Here is a 22,968-nt window from a genome sequence, read left to right as displayed (position 1 = left end):
CAAACTTCCTTTATCTCTATAGCCATTCGACATAACTTCTAAAAATCCGTATCATAATGACATAAACAAACATTCAAAGGGAGCAAAAAATTGAAACAGATTAAAACAATAAAAATTCTCTTTATAGTATTGTCCACGCTCATGGTCACTAGCATTTTATTCGGCGTGATAACAGAAGATGCTATGGAGTTAAAAAAAACGGATCGAATCCTTGCTGGCTTGGTTGGCTCGTTCATCGTAATTTCAATCAATTATGTAATCTACAAACTTCTTACTAAGATATGGAAATAAAGACACCCACTTATTTTAAACGATAATTGTCGTTTTGAGGAGAATTTGTTTAAAGTTCGATATTTAAAGGAATGGATAAACAAATACGAACAGGAGTGATGTCTAATGGCTGAGACAAAAAAGAAGCAAGAAAAAAAGATGGACAATCCTGAACAATACAAAACAGATAAAGAAAGTTTGTTTGATAAATTTGAAAGTGAACAAAATGTCGATCCTATTCCGATGGAAGACTTAAAACAAGAAAAACGTGAAGAAAAGGATAAGGAAGGCACAAAGAATTCTTCGTCCTCAGAGGAAAAATACAAATAGAATGGTTGAGCGCTTCCCGTTAGTGGGAGGTGCTTTTTTTATAAAAAAAGATCAAACCCTATAAATGATGGGTCTGATCTAGATTCATTCGCTATTAAACGGTTTCTTTTTCTTTTACCTTTTTGGTCATACGCTTCTTATCACGTTTTAAGATTGGGGCAAGATACCGGCCAGTGTGAGAAGCTTCGATTTCTGCAAGTTCTTCTGGCGTACCGGCTCCAACGATTGTACCTCCCTTGTCCCCGCCTTCTGGCCCAAGGTCGACCAAATGATCACATTGCTTGATCACGTCAAGGTTATGCTCGATAACTAGAACAGAATCCCCATTATCAACCAATCGCTGCAGAACAACGAGTAAACGAGAGATATCATCGACGTGGAGCCCTGTTGTAGGTTCGTCTAGAATGTAAATCGTTTTACCTGTTGAGCGCTTGTGAAGCTGTGAAGCAAGTTTCACACGCTGCGCTTCTCCACCTGAGAGGGTTGTAGCGGATTGTCCAAGTTTAATATATCCAAGACCTACATCCAAAATCGTCTGAAGCTTTCGCTTGATTTTAGGGATGTTGGCAAAGAACTCTACGGAATCCTCAACCGTCATATCTAAAATATCGGCAATGTTTTTTCCTTTATATTTTACTTCTAACGTTTCTCGGTTATAACGTTTTCCATGGCACACTTCACATGGCACATAGACATCCGGTAAGAAGTGCATCTCGATCTTGATAATACCGTCACCACGGCATGCTTCACAACGTCCGCCTTTCACGTTGAAAGAAAAACGTCCTTTTTTATACCCGCGCACTTTTGCTTCATTTGTTGCTGCAAATACATCACGAATGTCATCAAAAACACCTGTATATGTTGCAGGGTTTGAACGCGGTGTGCGTCCGATTGGTGATTGGTCGATATCAATAACTTTGTCGATATGCTCAAGACCTTTTATGGATTTGTGCGCACCTGGCTTTTCTTTTGCACGGTGAAGCTTTTGTGCAAGAGCTTTATGAAGAATTTCGTTTACAAGTGTACTTTTTCCTGAACCAGAAACACCAGTAACTCCTGTAAATAATCCTAATGGGATCTTGGCAGAAACATTCTTCAAGTTGTTTTCAGTTGCACCCTTCACCTCAATATATCGGCCATCAGGTTTTCTGCGCTTTTTCGGTAGTGGGATGAATTTCTTGCCAGACAAATATTGTCCAGTTAGTGATGCCGGGTCTTCCATAATTTCTTGTGGCGTTCCTTGTGACGTGATCACACCACCATGTGCGCCTGCACCAGGACCGATATCAATAATATAATCTGCCGCTAGCATCGTATCTTCATCATGTTCAACGACAATTAAGGTATTGCCGAGTGAGCGCATTTCTTCAAGCGTTCGAATAAGTCGATCATTATCACGCTGGTGAAGACCGATTGAAGGCTCATCGAGAATATAGAGAACACCCATCAAACGAGACCCTACTTGTGTCGCCAAGCGGATACGCTGTGCTTCTCCGCCTGATAACGTACCAGCTGCTCGACTTAGTGTGAGATAATCCAATCCCACATTGATGAGGAATCCAGAACGATCAACAATTTCACGTAGAATCAGTTTGGCAATTGCACGTTCTTTATTCGTAAGTTCAAGGTTATCAAAGAATGCTTTAGCTTCCGTAATGGAAAGCGCCGTTGTTTCTCCGATATGTTTTCCGTTGATTAATACAGAGAGTGCTTCTTTTTTCAGACGGTGTCCTTTACAAGTCGGACAAGGCTTTTGTGCCATATATCCTTCCATCTGCTCACGGATATAGTCAGAGCTTGTCTCACGATATCTGCGCTGAATGTTGCCCAGCACACCTTCAAATTGAATTTCGTTCTTACGCACTTGACCAAAGTCATTTTTATAGCGGAACGTCAGATACTCTTTGCTGCCGTTCAGAATTTTGTCCATTTGATCTTTCGGCAGATCTTGCACAGGAACACCCATATCAATACCAAAGTGATTACAGATGCTTTCTAAAAGCTGAGGATAATATTGAGAACTGATCGGTTCCCATGGTGCGATCGCGTTATCCCGTAAAGAACGGCTCCAGTCTGGAACAACAAGCTCCGGATCCACCTCTAGCTTAACGCCTAATCCGTCGCATGATGAACATGCCCCAAATGGACTGTTGAATGAAAACAGTCGGGGTTCGAGTTCGCCAATAGAAAATCCGCAATGTGGACAAGCGTGATTTTGAGAGAATAAAAGCTCTTCTTCTCCCATAACATCCACCACAACACTGCCACCGCCCAGATTAAGAGCAGCTTCTAGAGAGTCTGCTAGACGAGTAGCGATACCCTCTTTGACAACGATACGGTCAACCACGATTTCAATCGTATGCTTTTTATTTTTTTCAAGTTTAATTTCTTCTGATATCTCGCGCATTTCCCCATCAATGCGCACACGGACATAACCTTGTTTCTTAATATCTTCTAACGCTTTAACATGTTCACCTTTTCGCCCTGATACGACGGGTGCCAAAATCTGAAGCTTCGTACGTTCAGGGTATTCTAAAATCCGGTCTACCATTTGTTCTATGGTTTGAGAGGTAATTTCTACGTTATGAATCGGACATACCGGTCGTCCGATTCGTGCAAATAGAAGACGAAGATAGTCATAGATTTCCGTAACCGTACCTACTGTTGAGCGCGGGTTACGGCTTGTTGTTTTTTGATCGATCGAAATGGCAGGTGAAAGACCTTCGATAGAATCAACATCCGGCTTGTCCATCTGTCCGAGGAACTGACGGGCATAGGCAGACAAGGACTCAACATAACGGCGCTGACCTTCTGCATAGATCGTATCAAAAGCAAGTGAAGACTTGCCCGAACCAGATAAGCCGGTTAGAACAACCAGCTTATCTCGCGGGATGGTAATATCTATATTTTTTAAATTATGGGCTCTAGCACCCTTAACGATAATGTTTTGATTGGTTGCCAACTGCAATCATCCTTCCGCTTTTAACTCAAGTATGAGGTCACGAAGCTCTGCTGCACGTTCGAACTGCAAGTTCTTCGCAGCATCCTTCATTTCTTTTTCCATACGCTCGATAAAGGCTTCGCGATCCTTTTTGCTCATTTTTTGTTTAGGAGCTGTTGCGCCCGTATACGTTTCAGTTTCTTCCGCAGCTTGTGTCGCACGAATAACATCACGCACTTCTTTTTTAATGGTTGTAGGTGTTATACCGTGCTTTTCGTTATGCTCCATCTGCTTCTGACGTCTGCGCTGCGTTTCATCAATCGCAATCTGCATGGATTTTGTGATTTTATCACCATACATGATAACGTGACCGTTGGAATTACGCGCCGCACGTCCAATCGTCTGAATAAGTGAACGTTCTGAACGCAGAAAACCTTCTTTATCGGCGTCCAAAATGGCAACAAGTGATACTTCAGGGATATCTAATCCTTCTCGAAGCAGGTTGATCCCAACGAGAACATCAAACACACCAAGACGGAGGTCACGTATAATCTGAATCCGTTCGAGCGTCTTGATTTCGGAATGAAGATAGCGAACCTTAATACCAAGTTCAACAAAATAATCAGTAAGATCCTCAGACATTTTCTTCGTTAATGTCGTAACGAGAACTCTTTCATTTCTCTCGATTCTCTCATTGATCTCACCGAGCAAGTCATCGATCTGTCCTTTTATCGGACGGACTTCTAGTGTAGGATCTAGGAGCCCCGTTGGACGAATAATCTGCTCAACAGGTTCTGGAGCGTGCTCAAGTTCATACGGACCAGGGGTTGCTGAAACATAAATATGCTGAAACTTTGTGTACCCCTCAAATTCCTCAAACGTTAACGGCCGGTTATCCTTTGCTGAAGGTAAACGGAATCCGTGATCCACTAGAACCCCTTTTCTAGCTTGGTCTCCATTAAACATTCCACGAATCTGCGGAAGTGTAACATGCGACTCATCAATTACGATTAATGAATCGTCTGGAAAGTAGTCAAGCAATGTATAAGGTGTGGACCCTAACGGTCTCAGTGTCAGGTGAACAGAGTAGTTCTCAATTCCTGAACAAAAGCCCATTTCAGCCATCATCTCAAGGTCGTATCTCGTTCTCTGTTCGAGCCGCTGCGCTTCTAGCAGCTTGCCAGCTTCGTTCAGCTCTTTCAGGCGATCTTCAAGTTCTGCTTCAATGCGTTTGATCGCTAGTTTCATTTTCTCTTCACGAGTAACGAAGTGAGATGCAGGGAAAATGGCGACGTGGTTGCGTTCACCTAGAATTTCACCAGTTAGTGCGTCCACTTCTGTAATTCGGTCAATCTCATCACCAAAAAACTCCACACGCAAACAACGTTCATCACGTGAGGCTGGGAAGATTTCAACGACATCACCTCTAACGCGGAACGTACCGCGCGTAAAGTTAATGTCGTTTCGGTTGTATTGGATATCAACAAGGTCACGAAGAAGCTGATCGCGGTCTTTTTCCATTCCTTCTCTTAAAGAGATGACCATGTCCTTATATTCTTCTGGAGATCCTAGACCATAAATACACGAAACACTGGCTACAATAATAACGTCTTTTCTCTCGAATAATGAAGAAGTGGCAGAGTGGCGTAGTTTATCTATTTCGTCGTTGATGCTTGCATCTTTTTCAATGTACGTATCAGAATGAGCAATGTATGCTTCTGGCTGATAATAGTCGTAATACGAAACAAAATATTCAACTGCGTTGTTCGGGAAAAATTCTTTTAACTCACTATAAAGCTGTCCGGCTAGTGTTTTGTTATGAGCAATCACAAGAGTCGGTTTGTTTACTTCCTGAATAACGTTGGAAACCGTAAACGTCTTCCCTGTTCCGGTCGCACCAAGCAGGGTCATACTCTTTTTCCCTGCATTAATATTCTCCACAAGATGCTTGATCGCTGCGGGCTGATCCCCTTGTGGCTGATAATTAGATTTGATATCGAACATCTGACTTTGACTCACAAAACCGAACCTCCGTTCCTAAATTCTGGTTACTCAAATTATATCACAGGCCATATCCAAAAACCTAATAATTACGAACAAATATTCGCAGAAGTTTCTGGAAAGAAAGCAAAGTGTTATACTTATTGATAGGCGCTTGTTGGGAAATAAATTGTGTGGGGTCTGACCCCATTTCCCACAAGCCATACCAAGGGTTAAGGGGAAATTGTATTAGGTGTGTCCCCAAAAGGAGTTATACAATGGAATTTTTCTACATACTGCTAGGTTTGAGCATCGGAATCTTTTCTGGTATTTTCGGTATCGGCGGAGGCTTTATTCTGACCCCCGTTTTAATTTTATTCGGCATTCCGCCTCTTTCAGCAATTGGGACGAGTCTCATGTACTCAATCGGGACAAGTGTTTCTGGAGTTGCAGCACATCTTAAATACAAGAATATTATCTGGAAAACGGCCGCTGTATTAGGATTAGTTGGGGTAGTAGCCACTCAAGTCGCTCATCCACTGGTCGTATGGTTTGAGAAAAAGGGCTATGACGATACAGTAATCCCTGTATTTTATATTGTGCTTCTTGCTTACTTTGCCCTTTCCCTGCTTTACAAGCAATCAAAACGCACCAATACGGAGAAGTCATCCACTGAAATTCGTTTTTCTTGGATTAATGCCATCTTTATTGGATTTACAGGTGGTTTCATTTCTACAACATTGGGTGTTGGCGGAGGATTTGTAATGGTACCGATGCTCATCTCTTTAATGAATTTTCCATCAAGAAAAGCGGTAGGAACAAGTTTAGTCAGTGTATTCTTGATTGTAACAGCTGGATTCTTAACGTATGCTTCCTCGGTTCATCTTGACTACAAATTGGGGATCTTATTAATTCTCGGTGCATTAGTGGGGACTCAACTTGGAGCAAAGCTTACGACGATCTATTCAAGCGAACAGGTACAAAAGTATTTAGGTGCATTATATATAACAATCTTAATTTCAGTTGTTCTTAAACTTTTACACTTTGACAAAGTCGGACTCGCTGTTATTACACTTTATGTGTTAACAATGCTTATTCTCTTCTTAAAAGAAACCATTTCTCATACAAAAGGAAAGACGTCTACCTCGTAAAGTAACAGGTTCGGTTTTGAAGTACAAAATAGAAATCAGCTTTAAATTAGCAAGGAATTTAGCTATAAATACACATAAAAAAAGCTCAGAACCTTACAATAAAGGTCTGAGCTTTCATTTTTCTTTTAACTTTTCTGTTAGGTCATTTTATCGTTTAACAAATCTTTAAAACGTTGGCGTTCCTCCTTGTCACTTAGCAATTTCCTAACCATCTTTCTTGATGAAAAATATTCTCTTATTTCTTTATCTCCTTCTATCATTTTAAGTATAGATGGTTGTTTTATCACTAATTGTTGAAACCAATATTTTTCTTTTACTAAATTTATATTCATTTCAGTCTTTGTTTCTTTTGACAGAGTGAGGTACTTAAAATAAGCAAAAGTATCTTTAATCATTTGCCAAATCGCTTCTTCGTTTGTCTTCATTTTCTTCCTCCGATTAAAAAAGCTTACTTATACTTTAACATTAATATCCAATAAACCTGTCAATAAAATTTTAATATTAGCATCGCATTCACATTACAATTCACATACAAATTGCACGTTGACAATAATTTCTGTCAACCTGTCAAAAAGGTTACAAATACGAATGCTAATTTGTTCAATAATTTGGTTATACCGCTACAAAATAAACAAAAAAAGAAGCAATCCAAATCAGTTACGAATCGGACTGCTAATTGACGTGTTAATTTAATTTTTGAACCCTAAAACCGAACTCGTTACTCGTAAAGGTGACGTCTTTTTCTATCTAACTTTTCTTTTTTGTTTATTATAAATTTTGAGCCCTAGTAAAAATCCGATGATCGTAAAGATGACAGCAACGATTTGGAGAGGTAATGGCTGATTCAAGCCATCAAAACCAAAAATTAAAATAATGATCGTTATTCCTAACGGCAAATATTTTGTAAATAGCACTCTATTAAAAAGCAGCTGTAAAAATACAGGCAGCAAAACTGCAAAAACATACTCCAACATGAAACAAAAAACCCCTCTCCTTGAACAACCCCAAAAAATAGCTTTTGTAAACGTACATATATACCTCTCTAAATTTAACAAAACTCTCTAGACAAAAACAAGGAAATTGTTGAGGGAAATAAATTGTTTGGGGTCAGACCCCATTTCCCACAATGAAACTTTCTGTTTAAAAGTACGTACAGTAGGATATTGCTTTAAAAGTACGAATATCCTTAACAAAAATCGTTTATTAAAGGAGAGGGTTTCATCATGTTAATGAAGCTATTAAAATCATTATTGGGACATAAAAGCTACAAAAAATACAGCAGCTCAGGTTACAAGTACAAAAAGAAGTATAAGAAATACAGCAGCAGTGATTTTGGAAAGAAACATTATGGCGGATATGGACACAAGCATTACAAGAAGAAAAAGAGAAGCAGCTTCTTTAGCAGCTGAACATCTCTTTCACTAACAACGAATCATGATTACTGAATGGTGGAACGGTCTTCAACGCTTAGTTTACGACAGGCCCCTTAAAGCAGAGCTTCTGATCCATGGCCGTTACAAAATTAAAGAAGTACTTGGTATGGGGAGTTACGGGATCACATATATAGCATTTGATATTAAAAAGGGCGATTCCATAGTGTTAAAACAGCTTCGGAAAACGAAAGCAAAAACAGATAGCGGTATTCGTTCTTTTCAAAGAGAGACTCAAATGTTAAAGGTATTGGAGCAGCACGAGCATGTTCCGAATCTTCTCGATGAATTTCAAAATGAACATGGCTTCTTTATCGTTATGGAATGGGTCAAAGGCGACACGTTCGAAGACATGATTTTCCGAGATCAGAAAACCTATAGTGAAAAGGAAACAATTCATATATTGCTGGAATTATTAAATATTGTAGAAAACTTTCACCAAAAAGGAATCATACATCGCGATCTGCGAATTCCAAACATTATACTAAGGGATGGAAAGCTTCACATTATCGATTTTGGGCTAGCTTGTTTTGTAACTGACGAAGAATTTCAAGACCTAAACGATCATCCAGAGAAACTACGGATGCGGGCAGTGTCCGTTAAAAGTGATCTATTTGCACTCGGTCATTTTGCACTGTTTCTTCTTTATTCTTCTTATGAACCTCAATCTAAGAAAGAAAGAAGCTGGGAAGAAGAATTAGAGATCTCCCCGTCCTTAAAATCGATACTACGTAAAATGCTGCAGTTGGATGAGCCGTTCCAATCTGTTATCAGTGTCAAAACCGCTATAACTAGCATGCATGTAAAAGCGAAACGCCCCTAAAGCTATTTTAGGGGCTTTTTCGTGTGAATTTATCCTTTTTTCTATGTATTCTAAAAGGTATTCCCTAAAATCCCCTCTAAGACTTTCACAAAAATAAAATGCGGTACTCATAAGAGACCGCCTCAAAAAAATTATTTATTGCAGAAAACTTGGAGAATCATTCCCTCTTCTGTTTTTTCCTCAAACTGACCATTTGTATAATTACCGATCACTTTTCTCCAAAAAATTTGAGCAGGTTTGTTTTTCTCAATCTGACCTACTTCCCAGTTTCCTTTATGGCTGTCAAACACTTGATGAGCAACCCGCTGACCTAAACCCGTACGCCTGAATTTTTTCATGATAAAAAATTCTGCGATTGACCAGTACTTCTGACCTTCCTCTACAACCTCTCTTACTAAAACAAACCCTGCATACTTCCCCTCTGATTCAATAAGGTAAGGATACCTTCCGTCTTCTTCCCAATATTGATCGAGATACGGATAACCGCTATACAAGCCTGCATTCCCCACATTCATGTCTATAAACTCAGAGAAATCATAAAAGTAGAACTGCATTAAGTTGCTTATGATGTCTTTCTCTTGAATTGCCGCTTTTTTTAATAGTGAATCTTTAACGCTCATATCCTTCGACTCCCCATATATTTACTAAACCGTCTATTCTTCAATCGGCTGATATCTGTAGAATTCCATATTTATCTTGTTTTTCCCTTTAAACTGGATACCTTCTTGTTCTAATAATGATTTTTGTGAGATAAAAAATTCTTCATCCTCCATGGGTATCTCCCCTTTTACGTTAACCACTCGATGCCACGGAAGATTATACTTCCTGCTCATTGAATGAAGAATGCGAACGACTTGTCGGGCACTACGAGGATTTCCTGCGCTACGCGCGATCTGGCCATACGACATCACTTTGCCCCGCGGAATCTCTTTAATAATCGTTATTACATTTTCCGTAAAACGCTCCACACCTTTTCCCCCTTTAAAAAAATCCAAAAAAAGAGTGCTAAATCTATGAAAAAGACTTAACACTCCTTGCATGTTTTATTGATACATAAGCTGACGCTGTTTCTTCAATTCGTCGTTAGCCAAGTACTCATCGTAAGACATTTGCTTATCGATGATTCCTTTTGGCGTGATCTCAATAATACGGTTTGCGATCGTTTCAACGAACTGGTGGTCATGTGATGTGAACATCAATGAACCTTTGTAGCTGATTAAACCGTTGTTTAATGCCGTAATCGATTCTAGATCCAAGTGGTTTGTCGGATCGTCTAAAATCAACACGTTCGAACCGCTAAGCATCATCTTAGAAAGCATACAACGCACTTTCTCTCCTCCAGATAATACGGATGGCTTCTTCATAACTTCTTCGCCTGAGAAGAGCATACGGCCAAGGAATCCGCGCAGGAAGCTTTCCGTTTGGTCTTCAGGAGAGTATTGACGCAACCAATCTACTAGTGTCGGCTCACTGCCCTCAAAGTACTTAGAGTTGTCACGCGGGAAGAACGCTTGAGATGTTGTTACACCCCACTTGTAAGTTCCGCTGTCCGCTTCCATCTCGCCCATTAGAATTTTAAATAAAGTGGAGATCGCGATCTCTTCTTTACCAACAAAAGCAATCTTGTCGTCCTTGTTCATGATAAAGCTCACGTTATCAAGCACTTTTACGCCGTCAATCGTTTTTGTTAGGCCATCAACACGAAGAAGGTCGTTACCGATCTCACGGTTGATACCAAAATTCACGTACGGATATTTACGAGAAGACGGTCGGATATCATCTAAAGAAATTTTATCTAACAACTTCTTACGCGATGTTGCTTGTTTGGATTTTGAAGCATTCGCACTAAAACGCGCAACGAAAGCTTGAAGTTCTTTAATCTTCTCTTCTTTTTTCTTGTTTTGGTCTTGTGCCATACGAAGGGCTAATTGAGAAGACTCGTACCAGAAATCGTAGTTCCCGACGTAGATTTGGATCTTACCAAAATCAAGGTCAGCCATGTGCGTACATACCTTGTTTAAGAAGTGACGGTCATGGGATACAACGATAACTGTGTTTTCAAAGTTAATTAAGAAATCTTCCAGCCATTGAATTGCTTGAAGGTCCAAGTTGTTCGTAGGCTCATCCAGTAAGAGAACATCTGGCTTACCGAATAAAGCTTGAGCCAATAATACTTTTACTTTTTCAGAACCTGTCAATTCAGCAAGCTTTTTCGTGTGAAGATCTTCTTTAATGCCTAGCCCTTTAAGAAGGATCGCCGCTTCAGATTCAGCCTCCCACCCGTTAAGTTCAGCAAACTCACCTTCAAGTTCAGCTGCACGGATTCCGTCCTCGTCTGAGAAATCAGCTTTCATATAGATTGCGTCCTTCTCTAGCATCACTTCATAAAGACGGGCATGGCCCATGATAACGGTTTGCATAACCTCTTGATCTTCATACTCAAAGTGGTTCTGCTTTAATACAGCCAGACGTTCGCCTGGTGTCATGTGCACGTCACCTGTTTGCGCTTCAATTTCACCAGATAGAATTTTTAAAAATGTAGATTTACCCGCACCGTTCGCACCGATTAAACCATAGCAGTTTCCTGGCGTGAACTTTATATTAACGTCTTCAAACAGCTTGCGGTCACCGTAGCGAAGACCGACGTTAGTTACCGTAATCATATGGAAATCTCTCCTTTTATATAAAGCTTGCAGACATAATCATTCAGCTTTCATAGAAATAATCAATCCGTATCATACAAAAATGCATACTTATTGATTGTATCATAAATTCACCATGTTTAACCTTACAATCTTGTACACTCTGTAAATAATTCATACTTCATTCATTAGCCTCCAATAAAAAAAGAGCGACCGAAGTCACTCTTTACCTGTTTTAGCTTACGAATGCACGCAACATCCAGTTGTGTTTTGCAAGACTTTCTCGAACGGATAGTAACATATCATGCGTCACTTCATCACCTTCGCGCTCGGTTACTTCCATTCCTTCTTTAATTTCAGCGATTAGAAGCTCAAAATCGTTAATCACGTTTTGCACCATCTCTTCTGCCGTTTCGCTTCCTTTTGCTTCTTGAACTGTAGCCAGATCCAAGTATTCTTTCATTGTTGCTACAGGTGTTCCTTTTAGAACGAGCAGTCGCTCAGCCAGTTCATCAATGTTTGTTGCTGCTTCATTGTACAGCTCTTCAAACTTTTCATGCAGTGTGAAAAAATGTGGTCCTTTTACATACCAATGATAGTTGTGCAGTTTAACAAATAGTACATTCCAGTTTGCTACTTGGCGATTCAGTACATCTTGGATCGTATTCATCATTTCATCTCCCCTTATTTTGTTTCTTCATTTAATACACGGTTCAATCGTTTGCGAAGCATGTCCATTCCGCTTCCGCCAGCTTGGAAGTGACGAAGCTTACCTTCTTTATCAAAAACGTAGTAAGCAGGGACATATTTGTTTTCAAAAGCATCCGTCAATTTGTGCTCGCTATCCACATAGATTGGCTGCGTGATATCATGACCGATTGCCATCTGTTCGATGACACTCATGTCCAGATCGTTTTCAGAACGCGGCATGTGCACAGCCACTACGTTCAAGTCATCTTCATATTCGTCACGAAGTTCGTTCACATCAGGCATCGCTTCTTTACAAAGACCGCAGCTCACGGACCAAAAATGAATCAATGTTGCTTTTTCTCCAACTAATTCTTCTTTTGTTACTTCATCATTCAACCAAGTAGTAGCACCATTTAGGTCAGGCATTTGTTCACGTAATTTCATCTTTTATTTCCTCCAAAAGTTAACGTTTGTTTAGATTGTTTGTTTAAGTTGTTGCTCGGTTTTTACGGAGAGTACAGTGAGCCTCCTCGCGCATTGTGCCTTTTTAGGAGGCTCCCCCATCCCGCCGCTTCAAGCCATTTTCACTCAATTTTCTTAAAGTGTCTTTTGTCCTGGCTTCCAGTTCGCTGGGCAGAGGCCTCCTGTTTGTAATGCTTGAAGAACCCGCAAAGTTTCGTCAGCATCTCGGCCAATGTTGTTATGGAAAACGACTTGATACATCATTTCACCTTCTGGATTGATAATGAATAGCCCTCTTAAGGCAACGCCTTCTTCTTCAATTAAAACGCCATAATCGCGAGAAACACGGTGGTTCGTGTCTGCAGCGAGCGGATAGTTTAATTCACCAAGTCCATTATTGTCACGGCTTGTGTTAATCCAAGCTAAGTGCGTGTGTACGGTATCTGTAGAAACGCCGATTACCTCTGCATCCAGATCTTCAAACTCATCGTATCTGTCAGACAATGCTGTAATTTCTGTCGGACAAACAAATGTAAAGTCCATTGGGTAAAAGAAAAGAACCGTCCATTTTCCATTTTTCATGTTCTCTTCTAAACTTACTTTTTTTGTTTCTTTATTCGGCATGATCGCTTCCATCTCAAAGCGAGGTGCCTGTTTACCTACCATACGTTCTGCCATTAAAATTCACTCCTTATACCTTTAAATGATAATGAAAATCATTATCACGTTTTATTCACATTCTTTATTATACTTACTTCTTTTTTGAAGTCAATACTAATTTATAATAATTATTATTAAGGAACAAGTATTGTGCTCATAACTCGTGTATTTTCACGGAAACTAACTACTTTCAAGACAGCAAAATGTTGCCAGAACAAAAAAAAAAACCTTGCTCCATGTTAAGAGCAAGGTTTAAGCATTATCTTCTTTATGTTGCTGCAATTGATTTGTTAGGAGTTCTTTGTTCTTTAAAAGAATTGGAATACAAGCTACGAGAAGAACGATTCCTATCGCTACAGCAATCACGGCTCCATTTCCCTTAATGAAGCTATCGCCAAGTAAATTGTATGCAAGGGTCCCTGGCAAGACACCTAAAATCGTGGCCATAATATAAGAACGAAGCTTTAGCTTTGAAATACCTGCTACATAGCTTACAAGATCAAAATTTAATACCGGAATAATCCGCAACAGCAAAATATATACAAATCCTTTTTCTTTTAATTTTTTTTGCCATTTTTCAACCCTAGAAGGTGCAGACGATTTCTTTTTTAACCAACGGCCTCCTAGATGTTTTGCAATATAAAAAGAAAGTATTGCGCCAATAGTAGCGGAAAAAACCGTGTACACCGTACCCCATAAAACACCAAAAGCCAAACCGCCAGCAAGTGACAGAACGGATATCGGAAACAGCGTAAATGGACGTATTACATTCAAAATGACATATATAATGGGTGCGACCATCCCGAAAGACAAGACCCAATCGCGCAAAGATATTGGGGTTATTTCAAAAACAAAATGGTTTAATGCTAACAAGATTACAACTATTAGAAAAATCGCTGTTAACTTCACCCCTGTTTTTTTCTTCATAATGACCCCTCTTTGCTCAGACTTTTTTATGAATTGTTTGTAATACAAACATTCCCTAAAAGATGTCAATCATAAACTTAAGAAGGCTTAATTACCACTCCATTACCTGCTGGATCCTTTAAAGATATGCGATCCCCTTCAACTATATATGGAATTTCGTCTTGTTCTAGTGCACTTATCAATTTCTGAAGCTCCTGTTTTCCAGGAACAATAATTTCATATTGCAATAGACCAGTCGCGTCATCAGGAGCTGCCACAGTGTTCGGGCCGTTCCAAATATTCAATGCAATATGATGGTGATATCCCCCTGCTGAGATAAATAGGGCATGGTGCGCCATTCGTGTTTGCTCTTCAAATCCTAATACGTTCACATAAAAATGTTCTGCTTCCTGTACACTAACAACGTTTAAATGAACATGCCCCATTACGGTGTTCTGAGGAATTCCGTTCCATGCATTTGTTTCTCTTTCATTCAATAATCCCTGTACGTCTAAAGGTTCGCTGACAGCAGGCAATTTTCCTCTTTCATCACGAACCCATTCTGTTCGATCCACATCGCGATACACTTCAATTCCGTTATTTTCAGGGTCTTGAAGATAGATGGCTTCACTAAATTTATGATCAGAAGCACCTAAGAGCTGAGTGTTTGTTTCAATGAAATGATACAGAATATTCGCAAGGTCTTTTCTAGTTGGTACAAGTAAAGCCAAGTGATATAAACCTGCACTTTTTACGGGTCTTTGTTGAAGAGCTGAATTACCTTCTAAAATGATAAGCGGTGTTTTGCCATCTGCTGTTAATTCGGCAACAGACTGACTTTTGGTTAATAGTCTTAGACCGATCGTTTCTGTATAAAAGCGGACTGATTTTTCCAGGTTTCTTACTTTTAATGTAACACTTCCGATATGAGTATCCTTATGAATAGGTGTCATATATATAACCTTCTTTCAAATTAATTATTAAATTACTTTATGTAAGTAATTATAGAATGGTTATTAACAAACTTCAACTGCAAAATTCTCTTAGCAGTATCCTTCGAGAACACGGATAATATACGGATTGAATTCCAAATGATTTATCTAAGATGCAAAACGTTGATGTTTTCCCTATAAATAGAGACCTGCCTGTAATCAACTGTATTTTTATTTTTAAACAACAAAAAGAGACTGATTCCTCAGCCCCCTATATAAGACATCTCTATTTTATTTTGCTCACGAGCACCTTGTTCTCTTCTTTCATCTGAATAGCGATCAGCACGATTGCCCCAAGTTTCCACAATCCGTTGGAAGAGATCTTCATCTGACGCACCATCGCGAAGGAAGTGTTTGAAATCGGTTCCTTTGCCAGTAAAAAGGCACGTATAAACTTTTCCATCTGCAGATAATCTCGCTCTCGTACAAGTAGAACAAAAGGTATCACTAATAGAAGAAATGATTCCGATCTCACCATGTCCATCCCGATAACGGTATCGTTTTGCGACTTCACCGTAATAGTTTTGATCGATCGGATTTAACGGCATTTCATCCCCGATAATGGATAAAATCTCACTCTTTGATACAACATCATCCCAATTCCATCCATTTGAAGTGCCAACATCCATATATTCAATAAACCGTAAAACGTAAGGTGTATGTTTAAAATACCGCGCCATTGGGAGAATCTCTCCATCATTGATTCCCTTTTTGACCATCATATTTACTTTGACTGAAAGACCAGCTTGATGAGCAGCTTCGATACCTTTTAAGACAGGTTTAACGCCTACTCCTCTTCCATTGATTCTTCCAAACAGATGATCATCGAGTGTATCTAAGCTTACCGTAACCCGGTCCATACCTGCTTCTTTCAACTGACCCGCTAATCTTGGCAGAAGTATACCATTCGTTGTTAATGCGATATCACGTATGCCATCTATTGCTCGGAGCCGTTTCAAGAGTGCTGGAAGTCCTTTTCTGAGCAAAGGCTCGCCACCGGTAATACGGATTTTTTCCACACCAGCGCGGGCAAACTGAGAAGCAATTCGCTCGATCTCATCAAATGAAAGCAGCTCTGATTGTGTTAAAAACGGATAGTCCGGTCCAAATATTTCTTTGGGCATACAATAGGTGCACCGAAAATTGCATTGATCGGTTACAGAGATCCGCAAATCCTGAAGGGGACGATGCAAACGATCAGTAATTACATTACTCTTCTTCATATCATCACGCCATTTGTTTTAGTATTTTTACCAATGTACCATGAATAAAAGGAAGTTCAAACTGAAATCGCTTAAATAATAAGCGCTGTTAAAAGCAGATTAAGTAGGGCTTAATCACTATTGCAAAGGTTTACATAGATCATTTTTATCATATTTTCCTACAATTTCTTCAACATATCCTTATTCTAGTGGCTTTATGCGATACCCGCTACTAAATATTGATTTCCTTTTTCCATCAGCACTTGTTTATTGGTTATGAAAGTGTTACGATAAATAGGAATTATTTTTGTTCGATTGTACAGGTAAACCAATTATCTTGATATTTTTGAGCAGAGATAGTATTATTGTGCGGATTGGCACGACAGGAGGCAACAAAAATGGAACAAGGTAAAGTAAAATGGTTTAACGCAGAAAAAGGTTTCGGTTTCATCGAGCGCGAAGGTGGAGACGATGTATTCGTACACTTCTCAGCTATCCAAGCTGAAGGTTTCAAATCTTTAGACGAAGGTCAAGACGTAACGTTCGAAGTTGAACAAGGACAACGCGGACCTCAAGCTACTAACGTACGTAAAGCATAATAACCCTATAGATAAACAGGACTCTTGTAGAAGAGGCCTGTTTTTTTGTTTTCCTCAAAAAAACCTCGTCAACTCCTTTATTTCATACTTTTAAAAATTTTTCAATAAATTCAAACACGTGTCTATTATTTTTGTTAGAATAAGTTTAACGTCTTAAACTATTAGGAGTTCAAAATGGATCTTCAATTGAAGCTAACACAAGATCAAATCGAAATCGGCACGCGAATCACTGAAAATGCAGTTCTAATCGCAGAGAAGATCATGACTAACATGAAGAATGGCGGTTCATATGTACCACTTCACCAAGGCGCTCAAATGAATGAATATGAAGGACTCCAACAATCCATTTCCTTTATCCGATTAATTGGCGATGCCGTGTCCGGAAAAATTACGGATACGAAAAGCACGATCTTCGAATGGGGAGAAAATATCGGCATGCTGGCCGTTCACTCAGGACAGCCACTCGATGTCTCACTTGAAAGCACCTCTTATTATCGGGAAGTGATATGGGATTTTATAAAAGAAGAGGGTTCACTGCAATCCATGTCATTGGATTCGGTTTTGCATATTTCAACAACAATAAATCCGATGATTGATCATGCTGTGCAAGCATTCAGCAAGTCTTACGTCATGAATTACAAAGAGATTACTCAAAAATTCCATTTGTCTCTTCAAGAGCTTTCCGTTCCAGTTGTTCCCCTCTTCCCTGGTGTAGCTGTACTTCCAGTAGTCGGTGACATTGACACCAATCGGGCAAAACTCTTACTTGAATCTACATTAGAGCAATGTTTGGAACATGAGATTACTTCTCTCGTTATTGATCTATCAGGGGTAAGTTACATAGATACGATGGTTGCTCATCGTCTCTTTCAGCTCGTTTCAACGTTAAAAATTTTAGGTGTAAAAACAACCCTAACAGGATTAAGTCCCGAAATCGCACAAACTTCTGTTAGTCTTAATTTAAACTTTGATGAAATCACACTAAAAGGAAACTTGCGTCAAGCACTAGCCGATTTTGGATACGGCAAACTGGACGCATCTAATAAAAAGAACAGACTCTGACGAAGGGTCTGTTCATAACATTTAGGATTTTCCGCGTTTTAACTCTTCTAGTTCCTGTAATAGAGATAGTACCATATCGTCGCTTCTTTTTAATTCGTTATTAAGCATACTAATGGTTTCTTCCTCCCAAGTGAAAGGATCTCCGTTTTCAGGGGTTATTGGAACGTTTTGATAAATATCGCCTGTTTCTCGTTCATCAGGCTGAAAGTAAATGGCTATTTCACACATCGGATGCCCTAAGGCAATTCGTTGACGCAATGTAACTTTTCCATAACCAAATTTTCGTGCTGCAATTCCTCCAAAAACACTAGATGTCATTTTGCATAAGTGCGGTGCATCCTTAACAAATTCCCCGAAAGGACACTCTTTTGCACGAACTATTACATGGTCAGGATTTACACTGACAATCTCAAAATGCCCACCGATTGAATTTTTCAAATCCACAATCACATGAACATATTCATCAACTGTCCAGTTTAGTGGATCTTCATAAAAACCCTCAATCCATTCACCTGTCCGAAGACCTAGCTGCTCAATATATTTTTCGGCAGCAGGACCAATTGCTTTTCTATGGATATAGGCATATTGAGTAATAAGTTTTGCTAAAAAAGTGTGTCCATTCAATTCACCTTTTGAAAGGTTCATACTGCATCTACCCTTTCTCGTTTGTTACTTGGTGTGTAGCTATTTTGGCAAGATATGGACAACACTCTTTGGATACCCTTTAAATGCGGTTTGAAACCTTATTTTGCTTACCCAAGTAAATAATTTTCAGCTCTTTTCCCAATAAAGCATTTCGTGATTTTTATTAATCAATTTGAATCCTGATTTTTCTAATACTTTTGCAGAAGGAATATTGGTAATCAGGCATTCTGCTATTATTCTTTTTACCTCAGGATGTGCAGATAGCCAGTCCGTTAATCCAATGACCATCTCTGTAGCGAAACCATTATTACGCGCTTCATTTACCATTCCATAGCCGATCTCAACGGTTCCCTTTTCATCAGGACCCCCTTTACATCCAATTTCACCAATCAATGTGCCGGATTCTTTATGTACAACTATCCTGCTCCAAATACTCACTTCAGGTGCTCGTTTAAGTTTGTCTTTTTTCATCTTAATCAACTTCATATATTGAGGACTAGGCCATTCATTTGAAACCTTGTATCCTAGTAAGTTTTCAAGATCCCGTTTTCCCTTTAATGTGGCCACTACCCTTTCATACGTGTATGGCAATAATAGAAGACGGCTCGTTTCAATCATCTTACATCCCCCTTTCATAACTGTTTCTAGTTTAACTTATTTTCCTGACAAAAAAAGAGACCATATCAGCCTCTTTTGATTCTCTCTAAATGAAGATAGTTAATAAGATTTTTTCAATTAAAGAACATTCCCTGCTGTATTTACAGTCTCTTTTTCTGGTATAGCAGAACATTTTAGGGTAAAAAATAATTTTTTTATAGTATACAAACAACATATCGATTAAGATAAAATGAATATAATTATTCTTTTGTTAATCATGGCTTAATCAAAGGAGATTCTTATGAACTTAGAACAAATGAAATACCTTGTGGAAGTGGCAAAAGAAAGCTCCATTACAAAGGCAGCTGACAAACTTCATTTATCACCATCGGCTATTTCTCAGTCTATTTCGCAACTGGAAAAAGAGTTTGGTGTTACGATCTTCAGTCGATCTAGACATGGTACGATTCCTACGCCAGATGGAAAGTTTATTGTTGCAAAAGCCTATGAGATTCTTAAAAAGATGCAGGAATTACACGAAGAACTCGCTTCTAAACAACAAGCCAAAAAACATGTTTTAAACGTAGGATGTGCCCCAGCGCTTATGTATATTGTTTACGATGCCTTTTTGTTGTTTCATGAGGAATTTCCAGAAACGAATGTCATGATTAAGGAAATAGATCAAGAACATATTTTAGAGGAACTGAAGAACGGCCATATCGATGTGGGCTTAAGTCCGTTTACAGAATATGAGTTATCCCCCCTTCAGCACGAAGGAATTGGATATAAACGATTGTACACAGGACATGTATGCGTTTGCGCTGGCAAAAGATCTGCTTTGTACTATAAAGAATTCCTTACACCTGATGAGGTAACAAACGAAAAAATAGTAATCTATAATTCCAAAGGCGGCAGGATGTATAAAGACAAATACGTAAAAAATGGACAAATTCTTTTTTCATCTAACAACATAGAAGTTATGCGTTCAGCGATTTTAGATGGCCATGCCTTTTCTTTTGTATTTAACTTTACGTTTAAACATAACGCAGATGTAAAAAACGGCAATCTGGCCATCATTCCTTTTAAGAATCCGGAACTTATCTATCAAGATTTCTGGACACTCTACCCTTTAACAAAAGGTCTATCACCAGAAGCAAAACAATTTAGAGAGAAAGTGAAGTTTTTGCTGGATCAGTAATTTCTTATTTTGCTGGCTGAATGTGCTTTATAGTTAGTTTTTGGTATAGATAAATTAGCTTGTCTAGCTTTTGACTCTGTACTACGAGTTCTGGATCAGAAAAATCATTGGAACTTGGTTTGAGATCATACATCTGTTGACGACATATTTTAATTTCTTGCAATAATATCCTCAAATCTTCATCCATATTGATTTCCTTTCTAAACACAAAATGCTCCCCATAATGGGGTATGTATTTATGATAGGCCTTATCCATTATTATGTAAATTAAGAAATTATTAACTATAAATCAATATTTCTTAATATAACTTCACCTGTTAAGAATGACTCCTTATTATTTGAAATTGCATTAAAAAGCTAACGTGAATATATTGTGTGTGTTTTTCTCACGCACACAACCACCCATTAATGTCTATGCAGAAAGCACATTTAAAGGCTGCGCTTCATAATTTGCAAACAAAAAACTCAAAAGCATCCTTTACTTTTGAGTTCTCCTTTTTATTACAGCAAAATCACGAGTAAGAGCGGCAACGTAATCAGTGAAAATAAAGTACTGACTAGTGTTGCACTCGAAACAAAATCGGGTTCTGTTCCAAACTGCAGGGCGTACATCGTTGTGTTTGCGGCTGAAGGCATTGCGGCCATAAGAATCATGATTGCAGCTAGCATATCATCAACAGGTAAGAACAGCGTGATGCCAAACGCGATGACGGGTGAAATCACCAGTTTCAGTATTAATGAATATGTTAGTTTTTCAACTTGAACATTCCTTAATGAAATCTTAGCGAGTTGCATTCCAAGGATGATCATAATGGTTGGAATTGCAGCGTTTGCCACTAGATCAAGCGCTTCTGAGACTGAACCTTCAATGGGGATACCCAACTGCTGAAATGCCACCCCTGCGATTGCGCCGTATACAATCGGCATTCGTCGTACCGCTCTTAGCGCAGATGAAACCCCATCGTTTTCAGGGCTCCCTTTTGCTGCATAATAAACACCAACCGTACACATCACGAGCTGCTGAATAACCATCAGAACAACCGCATAATCTAATCCCGCCGCTCCGAACGCAAAGAGTGCAACAGGGGTACCGTAGTTTCCATTGTTCATGAAGGCAGAAGCTAAAATTATTCCGCACGTTTCTCGCATGTTGTATTTTTTAATGTAACTAATCAGATATACAAGACCGATCAGAACAAAACAAAGAATAAGCGTATAAATGAGCATATATCCATACGTCTTCGTAAAAGTCGTATCGTAAAACGTACGGAAAACAAGGAAAGGTGACATAAGATAGAGCGCCATTTTTGAAAGAGTTTGCGTTTCAAATCCCATACTTTTTTGGCCTATAAATCCGATGGTAAAGATCGCAAATACAGGAAGAATAATACGTAACAGCTCTATCATGTCCTACCCCTTCTTTCTCATGGTTGCAACGAAAAAAGGCTGACCAACGATGATCAGCTCATTCTTTCATAATCATAGCACAACGGCTAAGACTCTTCATGTATTCAGTTTTAACGACTAAAACGTATGTGCCTGATCCTTCGCTCGGGCAATCGCATTTTCTTTAATTTCGTTTGCTTTATCAGGCATTGCTGCATGTCCTTCTACAAAAAGACCCTCAAACGAAGGTACTCCAAAAAATTGCATAATTACACTCAAATAACGGTGCCCCATCTCCATCGCAGCTGCTGGTCCTTCGGAATAAATTCCGCCACGCGCCTGAATATGTAATGCTTTTTTATCCGTTAAAAGTCCGACTGGACCTTGTTCTGTATATTTGAACGTTTTTCCTGCCACAGCAATTGAATCAATATACGCCTTCATGACTGGTGGAAAGGAAAAGTTCCACATTGGTGTTACAAATACATATTTATCCGCTGAAATAAACTGCTCGCATAGTTCTGAAAGTCTGCCAACTTTTGTTTTCTCTTCTTGTGATAGATCATCAAACCCGCTACCTGACTGGAGTTTTCCCCATCCACTAAATACATCAACGTCAATATGAGGGATGTTTTCTTTATATAAGTCGATATGCACCACTTCATCAGACGGATTGACTTGTTTGTATTGTTCAATAAAAGCCTTTCCGACAGCCATGCTGTATGAAACTTGGTCATCATGAGGATGTGCTGTAATATATAAAACTTTTGTCATTTTTTTAAAATCCTGCCTTTCGTTGTCTCATTCATTATTCACTTTGGTTCATATAAGGGTTTCCGCTTATGTTCGCTCTCATCTCATCTGTTAAAACAAAAGGTTTTTCAGGCGAATCTTTGTCAAATCCCTCTTGGTTTAAAAGACTTCCATCAAAGTGCAACGGTTTTTCATCGTTCATTTCAACAATCACCTCCAACAGTGATAGTTTAAACGGTTGTTTAAAAA

The 22,968-nt window shown here is 39.0% G+C and carries 27 protein-coding genes; 8 read left to right on the top strand and 19 right to left on the bottom strand.

All coding sequences use genetic code 11. The features are described 5' to 3' along the window. Nucleotides 1-90 precede the first annotated feature (90 nt). Both AWM68_RS19680 and AWM68_RS19675 read left to right on the top strand, forming a co-directional pair. On the top strand, nt 91-291 hold the full coding sequence (locus AWM68_RS19680; protein ID WP_066245600.1) for a hypothetical protein: 201 nt from the start codon (nt 91-93) through the stop codon (nt 289-291). 105 nt (nt 292-396) lie between these two features. Further along, nucleotides 397-600 carry a hypothetical protein gene (locus tag AWM68_RS19675; RefSeq protein ID WP_066245598.1) on the top strand — a complete coding sequence of 68 codons (204 nt, stop codon included), beginning with the start codon at nt 397-399 and terminating at the stop codon, nt 598-600. Nucleotides 601-694: 94 nt separating this feature from the next. Here AWM68_RS19675 and uvrA read toward each other — a convergent pair whose 3' ends face one another. Together uvrA and uvrB are read right to left on the bottom strand one after the other, a co-directional pair. Beyond that, nucleotides 695-3,562 (bottom strand): excinuclease ABC subunit UvrA, encoded by a 2,868-nt coding sequence (gene uvrA / locus AWM68_RS19670; RefSeq protein WP_066245596.1) that lies wholly within the window; start codon nt 3,560-3,562, stop codon nt 695-697. Between the two features lie 6 nt (nt 3,563-3,568). After that, complete coding sequence (gene uvrB, locus AWM68_RS19665) at nt 3,569-5,545, bottom strand: excinuclease ABC subunit UvrB (protein WP_066245779.1); 1,977 nt, start codon at nt 5,543-5,545, stop codon at nt 3,569-3,571. 254 nt (nt 5,546-5,799) lie between these two features. On the opposite strand from uvrB, the gene AWM68_RS19660 reads away from it, so the two are divergent. After that, nucleotides 5,800-6,672: a sulfite exporter TauE/SafE family protein gene (locus AWM68_RS19660; protein ID WP_066245594.1), complete on the top strand. Its 873-nt coding sequence runs from the start codon at nt 5,800-5,802 to the stop codon at nt 6,670-6,672. A gap of 137 nt (nt 6,673-6,809) precedes the next feature. On the opposite strand, the gene AWM68_RS19655 is transcribed toward AWM68_RS19660, so the two are convergent. Next, entirely contained in the window at nt 6,810-7,097 is a 288-nt protein-coding gene (locus tag AWM68_RS19655; protein WP_066245592.1) for a hypothetical protein, read from the bottom strand. 318 nt (nt 7,098-7,415) lie between these two features. Further along, nucleotides 7,416-7,646 carry a DUF2198 family protein gene (locus AWM68_RS19650; RefSeq protein ID WP_066245591.1) on the bottom strand — a complete coding sequence of 77 codons (231 nt, stop codon included), beginning with the start codon at nt 7,644-7,646 and terminating at the stop codon, nt 7,416-7,418. 249 nt (nt 7,647-7,895) lie between these two features. Here AWM68_RS19650 and AWM68_RS19645 point away from each other — a divergent pair, with 249 nt between their 5' ends. Both AWM68_RS19645 and AWM68_RS19640 read left to right on the top strand, forming a co-directional pair. Then, nucleotides 7,896-8,081 (top strand): hypothetical protein, encoded by a 186-nt coding sequence (locus AWM68_RS19645; RefSeq protein WP_066245589.1) that lies wholly within the window; start codon nt 7,896-7,898, stop codon nt 8,079-8,081. 25 nt (nt 8,082-8,106) lie between these two features. Then, nucleotides 8,107-8,925 carry a serine/threonine protein kinase gene (locus AWM68_RS19640; protein ID WP_066245587.1) on the top strand — a complete coding sequence of 273 codons (819 nt, stop codon included), beginning with the start codon at nt 8,107-8,109 and terminating at the stop codon, nt 8,923-8,925. 131 nt (nt 8,926-9,056) lie between these two features. Here the strand turns inward: AWM68_RS19640 and AWM68_RS19635 are convergent, their stop codons facing one another. From AWM68_RS19635 to moaA, 9 genes are all read right to left on the bottom strand, one after another. Beyond that, entirely contained in the window at nt 9,057-9,545 is a 489-nt protein-coding gene (locus tag AWM68_RS19635; RefSeq protein WP_066245585.1) for a GNAT family N-acetyltransferase, read from the bottom strand. Between the two features lie 33 nt (nt 9,546-9,578). Further along, complete coding sequence (locus AWM68_RS19630) at nt 9,579-9,893, bottom strand: MGMT family protein (RefSeq protein ID WP_156488470.1); 315 nt, start codon at nt 9,891-9,893, stop codon at nt 9,579-9,581. A 75-nt stretch (nt 9,894-9,968) separates the two neighbouring features. After that, nucleotides 9,969-11,588, bottom strand: coding sequence for an ABC-F family ATP-binding cassette domain-containing protein (locus tag AWM68_RS19625; RefSeq protein WP_066245583.1), 1,620 nt, complete (start codon nt 11,586-11,588; stop codon nt 9,969-9,971). A gap of 214 nt (nt 11,589-11,802) precedes the next feature. Beyond that, a complete protein-coding gene (locus AWM68_RS19620) occupies nt 11,803-12,240 on the bottom strand; it encodes a Dps family protein (RefSeq protein WP_066245579.1) in 438 nt (145 codons plus the stop codon). Between the two features lie 11 nt (nt 12,241-12,251). Further along, on the bottom strand, nt 12,252-12,701 hold the full coding sequence (locus AWM68_RS19615) for a TlpA family protein disulfide reductase (RefSeq protein ID WP_066245577.1): 450 nt from the start codon (nt 12,699-12,701) through the stop codon (nt 12,252-12,254). A 153-nt stretch (nt 12,702-12,854) separates the two neighbouring features. After that, complete coding sequence (locus AWM68_RS19610) at nt 12,855-13,397, bottom strand: peroxiredoxin (RefSeq protein ID WP_066245575.1); 543 nt, start codon at nt 13,395-13,397, stop codon at nt 12,855-12,857. 234 nt (nt 13,398-13,631) lie between these two features. Then, the gene (locus AWM68_RS19605; RefSeq protein ID WP_066245573.1) at nt 13,632-14,306 is read right to left on the bottom strand and encodes a TVP38/TMEM64 family protein; all 675 of its coding nucleotides are present in this window, start codon (nt 14,304-14,306) and stop codon (nt 13,632-13,634) included. Between the two features lie 77 nt (nt 14,307-14,383). Further along, a complete protein-coding gene (locus tag AWM68_RS19600) occupies nt 14,384-15,238 on the bottom strand; it encodes a VOC family protein (RefSeq protein ID WP_066245571.1) in 855 nt (284 codons plus the stop codon). Nucleotides 15,239-15,480: 242 nt separating this feature from the next. After that, nucleotides 15,481-16,500, bottom strand: a complete 1,020-nt coding sequence (moaA, locus tag AWM68_RS19595; protein ID WP_066245569.1) for a GTP 3',8-cyclase MoaA — start codon at nt 16,498-16,500, stop codon at nt 15,481-15,483. A 377-nt stretch (nt 16,501-16,877) separates the two neighbouring features. On the opposite strand from moaA, the gene AWM68_RS19590 reads away from it, so the two are divergent. Beyond that, the gene (locus AWM68_RS19590; protein ID WP_066245567.1) at nt 16,878-17,078 is read left to right on the top strand and encodes a cold-shock protein; all 201 of its coding nucleotides are present in this window, start codon (nt 16,878-16,880) and stop codon (nt 17,076-17,078) included. A 174-nt stretch (nt 17,079-17,252) separates the two neighbouring features. Beyond that, a complete protein-coding gene (locus tag AWM68_RS19585; protein WP_066245565.1) occupies nt 17,253-18,140 on the top strand; it encodes an STAS domain-containing protein in 888 nt (295 codons plus the stop codon). Between the two features lie 21 nt (nt 18,141-18,161). Here AWM68_RS19585 and AWM68_RS19580 read toward each other — a convergent pair whose 3' ends face one another. Continuing rightward, nucleotides 18,162-18,785, bottom strand: coding sequence for a methanogen output domain 1-containing protein (locus AWM68_RS19580; RefSeq protein ID WP_066245564.1), 624 nt, complete (start codon nt 18,783-18,785; stop codon nt 18,162-18,164). 126 nt (nt 18,786-18,911) lie between these two features. After that, on the bottom strand, nt 18,912-19,403 hold the full coding sequence (locus AWM68_RS19575) for a GNAT family N-acetyltransferase (protein ID WP_066245562.1): 492 nt from the start codon (nt 19,401-19,403) through the stop codon (nt 18,912-18,914). A gap of 280 nt (nt 19,404-19,683) precedes the next feature. Here AWM68_RS19575 and AWM68_RS19570 point away from each other — a divergent pair, with 280 nt between their 5' ends. Then, nucleotides 19,684-20,580 carry a LysR family transcriptional regulator gene (locus tag AWM68_RS19570; RefSeq protein WP_066245560.1) on the top strand — a complete coding sequence of 299 codons (897 nt, stop codon included), beginning with the start codon at nt 19,684-19,686 and terminating at the stop codon, nt 20,578-20,580. A gap of 4 nt (nt 20,581-20,584) precedes the next feature. Here the strand turns inward: AWM68_RS19570 and AWM68_RS22155 are convergent, their stop codons facing one another. From AWM68_RS22155 to AWM68_RS21780, 4 genes are all read right to left on the bottom strand, one after another. Then, a complete protein-coding gene (locus AWM68_RS22155) occupies nt 20,585-20,767 on the bottom strand; it encodes a Spo0E family sporulation regulatory protein-aspartic acid phosphatase (RefSeq protein WP_419865599.1) in 183 nt (60 codons plus the stop codon). Between the two features lie 314 nt (nt 20,768-21,081). Beyond that, nucleotides 21,082-21,984 (bottom strand): AEC family transporter, encoded by a 903-nt coding sequence (locus AWM68_RS19560; RefSeq protein ID WP_066245776.1) that lies wholly within the window; start codon nt 21,982-21,984, stop codon nt 21,082-21,084. Nucleotides 21,985-22,104: 120 nt separating this feature from the next. After that, a complete protein-coding gene (locus AWM68_RS19555; protein WP_066245556.1) occupies nt 22,105-22,740 on the bottom strand; it encodes an FMN-dependent NADH-azoreductase in 636 nt (211 codons plus the stop codon). 34 nt (nt 22,741-22,774) lie between these two features. Then, complete coding sequence (locus AWM68_RS21780; RefSeq protein ID WP_197468207.1) at nt 22,775-22,921, bottom strand: hypothetical protein; 147 nt, start codon at nt 22,919-22,921, stop codon at nt 22,775-22,777. Nucleotides 22,922-22,968: the final 47 nt, after the last annotated feature.

This window comes from Fictibacillus phosphorivorans (assembly GCF_001619875.1).
GTDB lineage: Bacteria > Bacillota > Bacilli > Bacillales > Fictibacillaceae > Fictibacillus > Fictibacillus phosphorivorans_B.
This window is presented reverse-complemented; position numbering and strand designations above follow the sequence as displayed.

Bases quoted from the DNA above. Each gene is read 5' to 3' on its own strand.
- AWM68_RS19675 (WP_066245598.1), top strand. From the start codon at position 397: ATGGCTGAGACAAAAAAGAAGCAAGAAAAAAAGATGGACAATCCTGAA.
- uvrB (WP_066245779.1), bottom strand. From the start codon at position 5,545: ATGTTCGATATCAAATCTAATTATCAGCCACAAGGGGATCAGCCCGCA.
- AWM68_RS19660 (WP_066245594.1), top strand. From the start codon at position 5,800: ATGGAATTTTTCTACATACTGCTAGGTTTGAGCATCGGAATCTTTTCT.
- AWM68_RS19655 (WP_066245592.1), bottom strand. From the start codon at position 7,097: ATGAAGACAAACGAAGAAGCGATTTGGCAAATGATTAAAGATACTTTT.
- AWM68_RS19650 (WP_066245591.1), bottom strand. From the start codon at position 7,646: ATGTTGGAGTATGTTTTTGCAGTTTTGCTGCCTGTATTTTTACAGCTG.
- AWM68_RS19645 (WP_066245589.1), top strand. From the start codon at position 7,896: ATGTTAATGAAGCTATTAAAATCATTATTGGGACATAAAAGCTACAAA.
- AWM68_RS19640 (WP_066245587.1), top strand. From the start codon at position 8,107: ATGATTACTGAATGGTGGAACGGTCTTCAACGCTTAGTTTACGACAGG.
- AWM68_RS19635 (WP_066245585.1), bottom strand. From the start codon at position 9,545: ATGAGCGTTAAAGATTCACTATTAAAAAAAGCGGCAATTCAAGAGAAA.
- AWM68_RS19625 (WP_066245583.1), bottom strand. From the start codon at position 11,588: ATGATTACGGTAACTAACGTCGGTCTTCGCTACGGTGACCGCAAGCTG.
- AWM68_RS19620 (WP_066245579.1), bottom strand. From the start codon at position 12,240: ATGATGAATACGATCCAAGATGTACTGAATCGCCAAGTAGCAAACTGG.
- AWM68_RS19615 (WP_066245577.1), bottom strand. From the start codon at position 12,701: ATGAAATTACGTGAACAAATGCCTGACCTAAATGGTGCTACTACTTGG.
- AWM68_RS19610 (WP_066245575.1), bottom strand. From the start codon at position 13,397: ATGGCAGAACGTATGGTAGGTAAACAGGCACCTCGCTTTGAGATGGAA.
- AWM68_RS19605 (WP_066245573.1), bottom strand. From the start codon at position 14,306: ATGAAGAAAAAAACAGGGGTGAAGTTAACAGCGATTTTTCTAATAGTT.
- AWM68_RS19600 (WP_066245571.1), bottom strand. From the start codon at position 15,238: ATGACACCTATTCATAAGGATACTCATATCGGAAGTGTTACATTAAAA.
- moaA (WP_066245569.1), bottom strand. From the start codon at position 16,500: ATGAAGAAGAGTAATGTAATTACTGATCGTTTGCATCGTCCCCTTCAG.
- AWM68_RS19590 (WP_066245567.1), top strand. From the start codon at position 16,878: ATGGAACAAGGTAAAGTAAAATGGTTTAACGCAGAAAAAGGTTTCGGT.
- AWM68_RS19585 (WP_066245565.1), top strand. From the start codon at position 17,253: ATGGATCTTCAATTGAAGCTAACACAAGATCAAATCGAAATCGGCACG.
- AWM68_RS19580 (WP_066245564.1), bottom strand. From the start codon at position 18,785: ATGAACCTTTCAAAAGGTGAATTGAATGGACACACTTTTTTAGCAAAA.
- AWM68_RS19575 (WP_066245562.1), bottom strand. From the start codon at position 19,403: ATGATTGAAACGAGCCGTCTTCTATTATTGCCATACACGTATGAAAGG.
- AWM68_RS19570 (WP_066245560.1), top strand. From the start codon at position 19,684: ATGAACTTAGAACAAATGAAATACCTTGTGGAAGTGGCAAAAGAAAGC.
- AWM68_RS22155 (WP_419865599.1), bottom strand. From the start codon at position 20,767: ATGGATGAAGATTTGAGGATATTATTGCAAGAAATTAAAATATGTCGT.
- AWM68_RS19555 (WP_066245556.1), bottom strand. From the start codon at position 22,740: ATGACAAAAGTTTTATATATTACAGCACATCCTCATGATGACCAAGTT.
- AWM68_RS21780 (WP_197468207.1), bottom strand. From the start codon at position 22,921: ATGAACGATGAAAAACCGTTGCACTTTGATGGAAGTCTTTTAAACCAA.